The following is a 12,552-nucleotide window of genomic DNA, read 5'->3' as shown; positions in this document are numbered from 1 at the left end:
GGACTCCTTACAGCCGCCACATGACGGCAGCGGCGAGTGCAATGGCGCTCATGACGTTTTGAATGTTTCGGTCGAAGCGCGTTGCGATGCGCCGGCGATCCTTGAGGCGGCAGAACATGCGCTCGATGACGCTACGCTTTTTGTAGACGGCCTTGGGATTCGAAGAAGGTTAAAGATCGATCCTAAGCTGTCACCCGTCAATTTCCACTTCTGCTTCGCAGTTTACGGGCGCGTTCAAAGGGATGGCCATGCCGATGGACGAGCGGGCGTGAGCGCCAGCGTCAGGCCCGTACAGCTCCAGTATCAAGTCGGAATAACCGTTTGTGACCAGCGGCGTCTCATTGAATCCCGGAGCAACATTCACCATGGCGAAGACGCGCAGCCAAGCCGTCACCCGATCGAGGTTCCCGACAGCCCGCTTGAGGCTCGCGAGATGGGCCAGGGCAACGAGCCGCGCTGACGCGTAACCCTGCTCCGGCGAAACCTCGGTCCCGACCTTGCCGAGGGGCCTTGCCAATGTCCCATCCCGGTTACACGCGACGTGACCCGAGATGTAGGCGCGGGTGCCGCGCACCCGGACCCAGGCGAAAGGCATATGCAGCCCTTCGCTAACTTTCAGAGGCTCGGGCAGTTCCAGACCCATAGCGGCCAGACGTTGTTCAATGATGGCCATAGCGCACCTCCCGGCCTGATTAGGGTACGATGTCGTCGAGTTCCGGCATCAGCACGACGCTCTCGTTCGCTGCGGGGTCGTTGCGGGCACCGAGGAACTCGGCGGTTTCCGTGCTGCGATTGACGGCCACGTGCGGAACGCCGGCCGGAATGAATAGGTAGTCGCCGGGGAAGACCTTTTCGCACCGTTCGAGCCCGCCCCCCGACCAAATCTCGATCTCTTTGCCTGTGGTCATAAGCAGGGCCGTCTCGTGTCCTTGATGGCGATGGGCGTTGGTTCGTCTCCCTGCGGGTAGCGATATCATCCCGAGCCACAGCGTGCTGGATCCGACGCTCTCCGCCGAGACTCCCGAGCGATAGACAGATCCCTGCACGGCGACATAGCTGTCACTCCCGCGGACGATTTTCGCGGTTAATACATGAGCATTTTTCGGTTGCATTGCTTCGTTCTTCATCGCTCTCAGGACCTCAACTGCTGCATGGAGCTGAGTTTGCGCGCGGAGCCGGCGCAAGTCCTGAAACGAGGGCCGAAAAATTCCAAAAAATTCCGAAATCGGGCGTATCATTCCCAATCATGAGCACCCAGCGCCTTGCATTCGGCCCCTTCGAGTTCATTGCCGAGAACGGATGCCTTCTCCGTGACAATCGGCCTATCGCCATCGGCGCCCGTGGCGCTTCGCTGCTTGCCGTTCTACTCGCTGCAGATGGGCGTGTCGTCACCAAGTCGGCGCTGATGGATGTCGTTTGGCCGGGCCTCGCCGTCGAGGAGAGTAATCTTTCCGTTCAGATTGCTGCCCTCCGCAAGCTGCTCGGCCCGGCATCAGACGGCGGCGACTGGATCGTCACGGTCCCGCGGGTCGGATACAGATTTTCCGGTCCGGTGGAGAGCCGGACCGACGGACCCGATAGCCCAAGGCATTCGGAGGCGAGATCCAGCCCCGGCATTGCAGTACTGCCTTTCGAGAATCTCGGCGGCGACGCCGAGAGACAATATTTGGCCGACGGTATCGCCGACGACCTGATCATGGCGCTCGCTCGGTTCCGATGGTTCCGCGTCGCGTCGCGTGGGGCGAGTTTCGCATTGAGGAACGGCCCGAGGGATCCGAAGTCTATCGCGCACGACCTTGGCGTCGATTTTCTGGTGGATGGAGCCATCCGGCGTACCGGCGATCGGATGCGGATATCGGTGCACCTCGCCGACGCAATGAAGGGCGCCACCGTCTGGTCCGAACATTACGATCTTCAAGTGGTCGACGTATTTGCGGTGCAGGACGCCATCGCCGAGCGGATCGCAGCTGCGGTCGAGCCCGAACTGCTGTTGCGCCATGGACTTCAGGTTGCTCCGCACACCGGCAACGTCACCGCCTGGGACCTTGTACGGCAAGGCACATTCAATTTTCACAAGGTAACGCAGCCAACCCACCTTCTCGCACGGCGGTTCTTCCGAGAGGCCGCGGAGCTCGATCCCATGCTGCCAGAGGCGCAGATCTGGCGGGCGCGGGTCAACGCAGGCCTCATCGCCTATGGCTGGACGGAAAATCCCGCCTCGGACGGGAAGGAAGGACTCGATGCGGCCCTGCGGGCGATATATCTTGACGCCCGGAATCCGTATGCCCACTACGCGCTGGCGATTGTGTCGGCCTACACGGGCAGGGCTAACCAGGCGATCCTCGCAGCGGAACGGTCCATCGAACTCGGCCCGAGCTTCGCCTTGGGGTATCTCGTCCTCGGCATGGCCCGTCTTTTCGTGGGCGATGCGACCGGTGCGCGAAAGCCGCTGGCTCGCGGCCTCGAACTCAACCCCCACGATCCTCAGAATGCGGTCTGGTTCAGCCTCTTGATGCTTGCGTTGTTCTTTTCGGGCGACGTCGAGGGCGCGCTCAACACGGGGCGTGCGGCGCTAAAGGCGCGGCCTGACTGGCCGGCGCTGCTCCGCATTCAGGCGTGCTGCCACACGGCCGTGGGAGGTAGTCAGGAGGCTCGCCGCTTCGCCGCCGCTGCAGGCGATCTCCCGGAGCCTGCCGGCGATGCGCTTGGTCCGTTCAGAGATGGCAACAAGGAATGGGCGACCCGCCTCGAGGGCCTGCTGCGACAGGCGGAGCATCAAACGACCGGTTCCGATCGTGCCGCCACCTTTCCAGAAGTCTAGGAACGATCCTTTACCAACGAATCTTGTTAGTAAAGACTTCGTTCTTGGTGGAGTCGGCAGGGGACTGCGACCCGCCTGGCCACCGCTCATAATTGACGGCAGCTTGAGCGTCGCCTTCGGGAAGCCGACCAGGCGCTCGTTCGGCTCGATTTGGCAGGCGAGATGGTGCCATCGTTCGATTGGTTCATTGATTGGTCGGTTCCTTGTTTCAAGCCAGTTTAATGAGGAGTGACTATCGCAGATGCCAGTTGTCGGAGGCTAAGGGTGCCGATGGCCGCTCCCGTCGAATCCGTCACGGCGACGTCCTCGTCCGCGCGTCGATCGGTCAATATCCTTATTGCATCTTCGATTGTCGTTCCCGACGCTATGTTCGTGCCATTCAGGCGATGCGCAGGCCCGGCCGGCGTCATAACCGCATCCACGTGGATCACTCGTCCCCGATTGACCTCCTTCACGAAGTTGGCGATGTATTCGTCGGCCGGTCTAAGGACGATGTCCTGGCTGGTGCCTTGCTGAATGACCTCGCCGTCCCTGAGAATGGCAATCTGGTCACCCAGGCGCAGAGCCTCATCGAGATCGTGAGTGATGAATACGACCGTCTTTTTGATCTCCTTTTGCAGGTCCAACAGAACGGTCTGCATGTCCGTCCTGATCAGCGGATCAAGGGCCGAGTACGCTTCGTCCATGAGCAAGACCGGCGCGTCGTTGGCCAGCGCGCGGGCAAGGCCGACGCGTTGCTGCATTCCTCCTGAAAGCTGATTGGGATATTTCTGTTCGAATCCCTTCAGCCCGACGCGCTCGATCCATTGCATGGCTGTTTCGACGCCTTTGGCGCGCGGGACGCCTTGGACTTCCAATCCGTAGATCGTGTTTTCAAGAACAGTGCGATGCGGAAGCAGCGCAAATTTCTGAAACACCATTGCCGTCTGGTGGCGACGAAACTCCTGCAATTCCGCGGGGTTCATCTTGACAACGTCGACACCGTTCACCCGAACCTCGCCGGCGGTCGGATCGATCAAACGGTTGATATGCCGGATCAGCGTGGACTTCCCGGAGCCCGACAGCCCCATAATCACTTGAATGCAACCAGCCGGCATCTCGATGTTGATATCTTTCAGACCGAGCACGTGTCCGTGCCTTTCGTTCAGTTCGGCTTTGCCGAGACCGTTCCGGACGGCGTCGACATAGGTAGCGCCGTTAGGCCCGAAGATCTTGTAGAGGCGGCGGATTTTGATGCCGCCCAAACTGTGATCAACCATGGACGATCTCCCGGTGCCTTTGGAGTCTCTTGCCATAGGCTTGGCTGACTCTGTCGAAGATTATGGCGATGCCGACGATGGCAAGGCCATTGAAAATTCCCAATGTGAAGTACTGGTTCGCGATCGCCTTGAGAACAAGGCTGGCCAAGCCCCTGCACGCCAATCATCGATGCGACCACGACCATGGCGAGTGCCATCATGATGGTCTGGTTGATGCCGGCCATGATGGTCGGAAGCGCCAGCGGCAGTTGGACTTTGAACAGCTTCTGTCGGCCTGATGATCCGAACGCATCGGCGGCCTCAAGGACGTCCTTGTCGACGAGGCGAATGCCCAGATCCGTCAGTCTGATCATCGGCGGAATGGCGTAAATGATGACTGCAATCAGCCCGGGCACTTTGCCAATCCCCAGGAGCATGACCACCGGGATGAGATAGACGAAGCTCGGCATGGTCTGCATAACGTCAAGGATCGGATTGACGATCCTCTGAACCCGGTCAGACCGGGACATTAAAATGCCGATCGGAATACCGATGGCGATAGAGAGTAGGGTGCACACAAAGATCATCGAGACGGTGCGCATGGTGTCGTCCCACATGTCGAAATAGCCAATGGCCAACAGCGTAAAAAGACAGCCTAATGCGACCTTGAAGCTGCGGCTTGCCGCCCAGGCGATCGCGAGGACAAGCACGGTGATGATCGGCCACGGCGTCTGCGTCATAAACCGGTCGGCGGCGATGAGAAAATGCTGTAGCGGGGAGAAGAAACCTTCGATCGCATCGCCATAAGCGCGCGTGAATGTGCGAAATCCGTCGTCGATCGCCTTCTTGAGATTGCGAAGAGCGTCATCATCCATATGCGGGAATTTGTAAAACCATTCCATGCGGTTCCCCTTATTCTTAAAAAGAGCCGGCCAAATTCTTCTTATTTTCGGCGTTTACGTGTGCGGTGCGCATGGATACGCACCGCACACAGAACTTAAAGAGAAGCTTCGATTTTCTCTGCTGCTTCAGGCGAGACCCACTTGGTCCAGATGTCCTTGTTTTCTTTTAGGAAGTGTTTCGCACCATCTTCGCCGGATGCTTGATTTTCAGTCATCCAGGCCATCAGCTTGCCGACCGTGTCGTTGCTCCAGGAGCGCTTCTCGAGATAGCTCATGACCTCAGGGCCGACCTTTTCGGAGAACGGCTTCGCCACCAGGGTCACGACCTTGTCGACCGGCCAGGCGTTCGGCTTCGGATCAGGGCAATCCGCCACAGTGTTGCAACGCTTCCACTCGGCAGGATCATGGGGCACACCGGGATCCAGCTTTACCATCGCATACTTGCCAAGAAGCGCAGTCGGAGCCCAGTAATATGTCGCAAAGCCCTGCTGGCGCTCATAGGCCTTTGCAATCGCCCCATCGAGGCCGGCGGCCGAACCAGTGTCCACGAGCGTGAAGCCCGCTTTTTCGCCGGCGAAAGCCTTGTAGAGCTGCGAGGTGACGACCGTTCCTCCCCAACCCTGGGGACCGTTGAAAATCGCGCCCTTCTTCGAATCCTCCGCATCGGGAACAAGTTCGGGGTGTTTCAGCACGTCGGGAATTGTCTTGAGGTCGGGATGTGTTTCGGCAAGATACTTGGGAATCCACCAGCCTTGAACGCCGCCATCGGGAAGAGGGGAACCAACCTGAATGATCTGGCCTGCTTCCGTTCCTTTTTTCACGACATCCGGCAAAAGGTCGATCCAAGCTTCCGGCGCGATATCCGGCTGGCCTTTTTCCGCCATTGAGGTGATGGTCGGAACGGTGTCGCCAACGGTGATGTCCGCGCTACATCCATAGCCTTCGTTCAGGATTATTTTGTCGAGATTCGAGAGAACTTCTGCACTTTGCCAGTTCATGCTCGCAATCGTCACGCTTCCACACTCTGCGGCGTTGGCAAGTGATGCTCCACCGAGGAGGCCGAACATCAGGCATGTTGATGCAAGGAGTCTGTTCATTATCGTTCCCTTTATTTAAGCGGCGCTTTTGCGAAGCGGGGCGCTGCGTTAGCCCGCTCAAGCGGTCGTCAGGAGGCGTCTCCCATACTCACCGATTTTCTGAATGCTGCCGAAAGTCCTTCCGAAACGGTGGCTTCCAGGCCAAAAGCGCGCATCGCCTCGATTGCCGCTGCGGTCGTTCCCCGATAATCGAGAAACGAATTGACGATGTTGTTTGGACAGTCATCCCGATGCTCCAGCAAAGCCCCAGCCCCTATCAGCACCGTGTTCACGGCACGCCGTGCGATGTCTGTGGAAAGGCCGTGATGGACGGCATCTTTCATCATCGCGGCGCCGAACAGCGCCGGAAACGCAGGCCCCGACCCGGACAAACCGGTCAAATAGTCGATATCGCTTTCGCCATTCACCTCGTCCTCGACGCCACAAGCACGAAAGATACGACGTGCGACGTTTCGATCGGCCTCGTCCATGCCACCTGATGCAATCCACGGCGTATAGGATCTGCCAACCTCAACTGCGGCGTTGGGTAGGGCACGGACAACGCGCCTCGTTTGATGATGTACCACAAGCTGGTGCAGGCGGATGCCCGCCATAACAGAGATGATGAGCTTGCCGTGGGCGTCGACCGACAGAGATGGCCAATCGGCCGGACGGACAGAAACGATGATCACGTCCGATCGCTCTGCAAGCTCCTGGTTGTCTTGCGTGCAGTAAACGTTCGGAAAACCCGCAGGCCTCTCGTGCCGATAGGAGAGCGCAAGTGCTTCGTGCCGAACAACTCCCTTGTTGAGAATCGCGTTGGCAAGGGCTTTCCCGAGCCACCCTCCGCCACCGATCACTCCGATCCTCATCGAGTCCTGCATCCGCTTCTTCTCATTTCGGTTTATGGCCATGCCTGGCAAAGAAGCGATCAAGCTCTCTTTGCTGGGGAATCTGGCCGGTGTAGATCGCGATATATTCGGGAATACGCTTCATTCGCACCGCGATCTCTTCGCGGGACTGCATCGAGATGTAGCCGATCTGAACGAGATAGGTCGTCCGGGCTCGGACGTCGGCTGTTGTTTCCTCGTATCCAAAGCGCAGGAACATTCGCTTGAGCGCGTCAAGCCGAATTTGATCTGCCTTTTGAACCTCGAAAAGAATCTCTTCTGATTGCAGCGCCCAACTGCGTACGGCAAATTCGAACTTGGAGTCGAACAAGTTCTGATCGAGCCAGCAGTCAAAAACGTTGAGCATGGCCTCGGCAAGTGATTCCGCGTAGGCTTCGCTCTGCTTTATTATGTTTCCGGTGTTTTTCTCCCGCCAGCGCGCAATCAGGCCGGCAAGCAATTCTTCGCGGTCCTTGAAGAACCAGTAGAAGCTCGTCCGCGAAAGGTTGAGTTTCTTGGCCAAGGGAAGAATTTTCACTGAATCGACGCCGGATTCCAGGAGAGATTCGTAGGCTGCTTCCAGCCATCCCTCTTGCGATCCACGCCAGCCGGTATCGTTCAAAGCCTGCTCCATGATTGACCTCCTAACAAAAAATGAAACCCGATACAAGAGAAATGTACACCTATGTCAATAGAAATGACTTAAGTGTTTTGTTAGTTGACATGTATGTACATTTCCGCTTAGCGTTTACCACAACTGTCCTAGTCCGGAGCCCGACAGATGTCGAACGATCCTCTCCTTCAGCCTTATCAACTCAAGCACCTGAAGCTTCGCAACCGCATCATCGTGACGTCGCACGAACCGGCATATCCGGAAGACGGTATGCCCAAGGACCGCTATCTCGCCTACACCGTGGAAAGGGCAAAGGGTGGTGTCGCCATGACGATGACGGCCGGTTCCGCGGCTGTTTCAAAAGACAGCCCGCCCGTCTTCAACAACCTGCTCGCCTACAAGGACGAGATCGTACCGTGGCTGAAGGCAATGACCGATGCGGTGCATGAGGAAGGGGCGGCGATCATGATCCAGCTCACTCACCTCGGCCGGCGCACGCGCTGGGACAAGGGAGACTGGCTTCCCATTGTCGCACCGTCGCATCATCGCGAGGCCTCGCACCGGGCTTTCCCCAAGAAGATCGAAGATTGGGACATCGAGCGCATCATAAAGGACTTTGCCGACGCTGCAGAACGCATGAAGGCCGGCGGTATGGATGGCGTTGAGCTCGAGGCCTACGGACACCTTCTTGACCAGTTCGCATCTCCGCTGACGAACGAACTCGAAGGTCCTTACGGTGGTTCGCTCGACAATCGCATGCGCTTCTGTCTGGATGTTCTAAAGGCGATCCGGAAACGGGTTGGAGAGGACTTCATTCTGGGAATACGCTACACCGCTGATGAATGTCTTCCCGGCGGCACCGGCAAGGCTGACGGCCTCGAAATTTCGAAGCGTCTCAAGGAAAGCGGCCTGATTGACTACTTGAACGTGATCCGCGGTCATATCGACACCGATGCCGGCCTCACAGACGTCATCCCGATCCAGGGTATGGCGAACTCCCCGCACCTCGATTTCGCGGGCGAGATTCGCGCCGCGACGGATTTCCCGACCTTCCACGCTGCCAAAATCCCGGATGTTGCAACTGCCCGCCATGCGATCGCGTCGGGCAAGGTCGATATGGTCGGTATGACCCGCGCTCATATGACGGACCCGCACATCGTTCGCAAAATTATGGAGAAGCGCGAAGAGGACATCCGTCCCTGCGTCGGCGCCAACTACTGTCTCGACCGCATTTACCAAGGCGGGGCGGCCTATTGCATCCATAATGCAGCAACCGGCCGCGAGCTGACTATGCCACACGTGGTCAAAAAGGCGGACCTTCGGAAAAAAGTTGTCGTCGTCGGCGCAGGCCCAGGTGGGCTCGAAGCTGCACGGGTTGCAGCCGAGCGTGGCCACGAGGTCGTCGTATTCGAGGCGGCCAACGATCCCGGCGGCCAAATCCGCCTAACGGCCCAAAGCGAGCGCCGCAGGGAAATGATCAGCATCATCGACTGGCGGATGAACCAGTGCGAGAAGTACGGTGTGGCCTTCCATTTCAACACCTGGGCGGAAGCAGACACAGTGGAGGCGGAGAGGCCCGACGTGGTAATCATCGCCACGGGTGGCATGCCGCATACGGAAGTCCTCTCGGCAGGCAACGAACTGGTCGTCTCGGCCTGGGACATCATCTCAGGTGACGTGAAACCAGGAGCCAACGTTCTCATCTTCGATGACGCGGGCGATCACGCAGGGCTGCAGGCTGCCGAGTTCATTGCCGAGGCAGGCGCCAAGGTGGAAATCATGACACCCGACCGTTCCTTCGCGCCGGAAGTCATGGCGATGAACCTCGTGCCCTACATGCGTTCGCTGCAGAAACTCGACGTCACCTTCACCGTAACCTTCAGGCTCGAAGCGGTCGAAAAGAACGGCAATCAGCTCATTGCCCGTGTCGGCAGCGATTACGGCGGTGTTGCGAAGAGGCGCACGGTCGACCAGGTTGTGATCAACCATGGAACGATACCGCTCGATGAACTCTATTTCGAGATGAAACCCTCTTCCACCAATCTCGGTGAAATTTCGCAGCAGCAATTGGTCGCCGGTGAACCCCAGACTATCGTCCGCAATCCTGAAGGGAAATTCCAGCTCTTCCGGATCGGGGATGCCGTGGCCGCTCGCAATACCCATGCCGCCATCTACGATGGGTTGCGGATCGCCAAGGATATTTGATCAAAATGGCGGTCCGACGGCGGCCGAGAACGTCAGAATCAAAATAGTGAGTTGGCAGAAGTGGCGTCAAGCGCGCTTGGGCATGAAGCGCGTCGGCAAGTTCCAAATTGCCGTGACCTAGGACTGTGGCGGCCGACGCGCCTCCCGATCCATCAATATAATCTCGCCCGTGGTCATCAAAAACTATGCTGCCTTGTCCGCGAACAATTTTTGGGAAGGGTCGGACCCAATCAGGACAAGCCGCGTGGGGTCCAATCCCACAATGCGCGGCACAACTTCCCAGCTCTAACTCCATCTTCTGAGAGAAGGGGTCGATGTACATCAAGCGCCCGGCAACAGTCCCCTTTCTCCAGATACGCAGCGCGCGCTCGTGCAGGCGTCGTATCTACGCTGCCTTACGCGCAAGGTCACTGGAAGTTTCTACCGATCGATCACAAGATCGCTTAGCGGCTTGGAACAGCAAGGGAGAAACAAGCCTGCGTCGATCTCTCGCTGCCTGATGCCGCCGTTGTGCTTCATGTCCACAGATCCGGAGACGAGCCTGGACTTGCAAGTGCCGCATACTCCGTTCGCGCATGAGGACGGAATTCTCAATCCTGCCTTCTTCGCACAACTGAGCACCGTCTGTTCGCCGGCAACGTCGATCGTCCGCGCCTGCTTCAGGAACTCCACCTCGAAGGATTTCGCAGTGACGACCTCTCCAATGGGAAGCTGCATTTCATCGATCACTGCGGCGTCGAAGCTTTCTTCGATGTAGCTCGACGCTGGCACCCCGAGTTCGGCGGAGATCTTCCGTGCTGCGGCCATGAATGGAGCCGGTCCGCAACACATAACGATTCTCTCGGCAATGTCTGGAACCGCAAGCTTCATGAATTCCGGCGAAATCCTGCCGGTCAAGCCCGGCCATGACGGCTCCCCGGTAACCACTTCCGGAAGGAAGTAAAGTCTCAACCCTTTCATCCTGCCTGCCAAATTCGAGAGCTCCTCCCTGAAAATGAGATCCTTGGGTGTCCGAGCGGCATGGAGAAAGACGACGTCCGTTGGCTCGCATGTATCAGCCAGGTCTCTGACGATGGACATAACCGGCGTAATGCCGGATCCACCTGAGAGCAGCAGGAATTTTCTTCCAGCACCACGCGGCCGGACGAAATGACCGAGCGGCCCCTGCACCTTGACCGTTGTGCCGCTCGCTAGCTTGTCGTGCAGCCAGTTCGAGATCTTTCCATCCGCGACGCGCTTAACCGTAACCGTGAAGGTGCTCGTCCGCTGAGGCGAAGAGGAAATGCTGTAGCAGCGCCTTTCAGCGTCGGGGCCGAGTGGGAAATCGAACAAGAAATACTGACCGCTGTCGAAGGCGAACCACTTGCCCTGCGGGGACGCAAACGTAAAGCTCTTTACGTCGTGCGTCTCCTGATGGACGTCTATGCAGACGACGGTGTCGTCGAGCTCTGGATCCCAGGCGTCATTCCGAGTGCTCGATGAGGGGTGCACGATCTTAGTATCCATGAGCCCGCATCCGGTCGATGTACCAGACCGCAAACCGGTCCAAGTTGGTCTCGGAAAACGGCGAGTAGGGTCCTGGTACATATGCAGGATCGAGGACACCGGCGTGAGATCGGGTGACAAGCTCCGCATCCTGGTCGGTCGTTGCGACCCAAACGTTCGTCAACTTTTCGAGATCGTAGTCGATACCTTCGACGGCATCCTTGTGAACAAGCCACTTCGTGCGCACGAGGGTTTTGTCAGCGGAGAGCGGAATGACGATCGCAACGACCGCATGGTCGCCCATGAAGTGGTTCCAGCTATTGTGTCCCCACAGATGCGTGTCACCCAAGTCTTTCCGGGTCATGGTGCCGAGAAGCTTTAACGAAGCGGCGGTCGCATCGGGTGTCTGCGATTCACCGGCACCCGAAATGATCAGGCGCTGCGTTCTGAAGTTTGTCTCACAGTCGACGAGTTGTTCAACGGCGGCAGAAGGGTAGCCGTCGGCCTCCCAGCTCTTGGTTTGCTCTGCATACAGGGCTTCGTGCTGTTCTGCCTGCTCCCTGTCTTCTGGGCTCAGGCTTTCCGGATCGAATCCGAAATCCAGATCGACGAACGACACGCAGAGCTCGGGATGGTTCGCGGAGCAGTGATAGCATTCGCGATTATTTTCCATGGTGAGCTTCCAGTTGCCGTGTTCGACCACGTCAGCCTGGAACGCCACCTTTGTGTTGCGAATATCGTAAGGCGCGAGCCGTTCCGTCATCACCGCGTCAAGGCGGTCGATGTCGGGCGGAGGGTTGTCGGAGAGGCAAGCATAGATGAGACCGCCGATCGATTTGAAATTGACCGGCCTGAGGCTCTTGCAGCTCTTGTCAAAATCGGCGCCCATGTGAGGCGCGTGGGCGAGTTCGCCGTCAAGCTCATATGTCCACTGATGGTATGGACAGACGAGCTTGGAGATGACGCTTGATCCCGCGTTAAGGATCCGTGAGCCGCGATGACGGCATACGTTATGCACGACCCGAACCTGGTTGTCATCGTCGCGAAGAATGATGAGGCCGCTGTTGCCGATATCGACAACGGTGGCGTCTCCCGGTTCCGGAACATCGCATTCCAGACCTATGCAAATCCAGTGTTTGCGAAAGAATACGTCGATGTCGGCCTCGAAAACATCCTCGCGGGTATAGAGCCCGGCTGGAAGCGAATGGCCGTCCGCCCTCATGTCGAGAAGCGAGGAAATCGAAGAAGCGAAGGTCTGAAGCATAATTCTACCTCATGGTTGGATGGGCAATAATCCGCTCGATCTTCCTGTGGTTCAACGG

10 protein-coding genes and 2 pseudogenes are annotated in these 12,552 nt (G+C 58.0%); 2 read left to right on the top strand and 10 right to left on the bottom strand.

Annotated elements, in window-relative coordinates:
• Positions 1-7: 7 nt before the first annotated feature.
• From ACZ9BX_RS34765 to ACZ9BX_RS34755, 3 genes and pseudogenes are all read right to left on the bottom strand, one after another.
• Positions 8-154, bottom strand: a pseudogene (locus ACZ9BX_RS34765) (transposase); the annotation flags it as partial.
• Positions 155-190: 36 nt separating this feature from the next.
• Positions 191-673, bottom strand: a complete 483-nt coding sequence (locus ACZ9BX_RS34760) for a RidA family protein (protein WP_476222894.1) — start codon at positions 671-673, stop codon at positions 191-193.
• Between the two features lie 19 nt (positions 674-692).
• Positions 693-1,127, bottom strand: a complete 435-nt coding sequence (locus tag ACZ9BX_RS34755; protein ID WP_476222893.1) for a cupin domain-containing protein — start codon at positions 1,125-1,127, stop codon at positions 693-695.
• 119 nt (positions 1,128-1,246) lie between these two features.
• Between ACZ9BX_RS34755 and ACZ9BX_RS34750 the strand changes: the two genes are divergently transcribed.
• Positions 1,247-2,821 carry a winged helix-turn-helix domain-containing tetratricopeptide repeat protein gene (locus tag ACZ9BX_RS34750; protein WP_476222892.1) on the top strand — a complete coding sequence of 525 codons (1,575 nt, stop codon included), beginning with the start codon at positions 1,247-1,249 and terminating at the stop codon, positions 2,819-2,821.
• Positions 2,822-3,039: 218 nt separating this feature from the next.
• Here the strand turns inward: ACZ9BX_RS34750 and ACZ9BX_RS34745 are convergent, their stop codons facing one another.
• The 5 genes and pseudogenes from ACZ9BX_RS34745 to ACZ9BX_RS34725 form a co-directional block, all read right to left on the bottom strand.
• A complete protein-coding gene (locus ACZ9BX_RS34745) occupies positions 3,040-4,080 on the bottom strand; it encodes a quaternary amine ABC transporter ATP-binding protein (protein ID WP_476222891.1) in 1,041 nt (346 codons plus the stop codon).
• Positions 4,073-4,961: pseudogene (locus ACZ9BX_RS34740) on the bottom strand (ABC transporter permease). The gene ACZ9BX_RS34745 and the pseudogene ACZ9BX_RS34740 overlap by 8 nt, the downstream one beginning before the upstream one ends.
• A gap of 95 nt (positions 4,962-5,056) precedes the next feature.
• Positions 5,057-6,058: an ABC transporter substrate-binding protein gene (locus ACZ9BX_RS34735; RefSeq protein WP_476222890.1), complete on the bottom strand. Its 1,002-nt coding sequence runs from the start codon at positions 6,056-6,058 to the stop codon at positions 5,057-5,059.
• A 68-nt stretch (positions 6,059-6,126) separates the two neighbouring features.
• Positions 6,127-6,921, bottom strand: a complete 795-nt coding sequence (locus ACZ9BX_RS34730) for a pyrroline-5-carboxylate reductase family protein (RefSeq protein WP_476223130.1) — start codon at positions 6,919-6,921, stop codon at positions 6,127-6,129.
• Between the two features lie 10 nt (positions 6,922-6,931).
• Positions 6,932-7,561, bottom strand: a complete 630-nt coding sequence (locus ACZ9BX_RS34725) for a TetR/AcrR family transcriptional regulator (protein WP_476222889.1) — start codon at positions 7,559-7,561, stop codon at positions 6,932-6,934.
• 147 nt (positions 7,562-7,708) lie between these two features.
• Here ACZ9BX_RS34725 and ACZ9BX_RS34720 point away from each other — a divergent pair, with 147 nt between their 5' ends.
• Positions 7,709-9,745 (top strand): oxidoreductase, encoded by a 2,037-nt coding sequence (locus tag ACZ9BX_RS34720; protein ID WP_476222888.1) that lies wholly within the window; start codon positions 7,709-7,711, stop codon positions 9,743-9,745.
• Between the two features lie 420 nt (positions 9,746-10,165).
• Here the strand turns inward: ACZ9BX_RS34720 and ACZ9BX_RS34715 are convergent, their stop codons facing one another.
• Positions 10,166-11,251 carry an FAD-binding oxidoreductase gene (locus ACZ9BX_RS34715; protein ID WP_476222887.1) on the bottom strand — a complete coding sequence of 362 codons (1,086 nt, stop codon included), beginning with the start codon at positions 11,249-11,251 and terminating at the stop codon, positions 10,166-10,168.
• Entirely contained in the window at positions 11,241-12,494 is a 1,254-nt protein-coding gene (locus tag ACZ9BX_RS34710) for an aromatic ring-hydroxylating oxygenase subunit alpha (protein ID WP_476222886.1), read from the bottom strand. Before ACZ9BX_RS34710 ends, ACZ9BX_RS34715 begins: the two co-directional genes overlap by 11 nt.
• Positions 12,495-12,552 lie beyond the last annotated feature (58 nt).

The sequence above is a fragment of the Rhizobium sp. USDA 3886 genome, from assembly GCF_056279785.1.
This window is presented reverse-complemented; position numbering and strand designations above follow the sequence as displayed.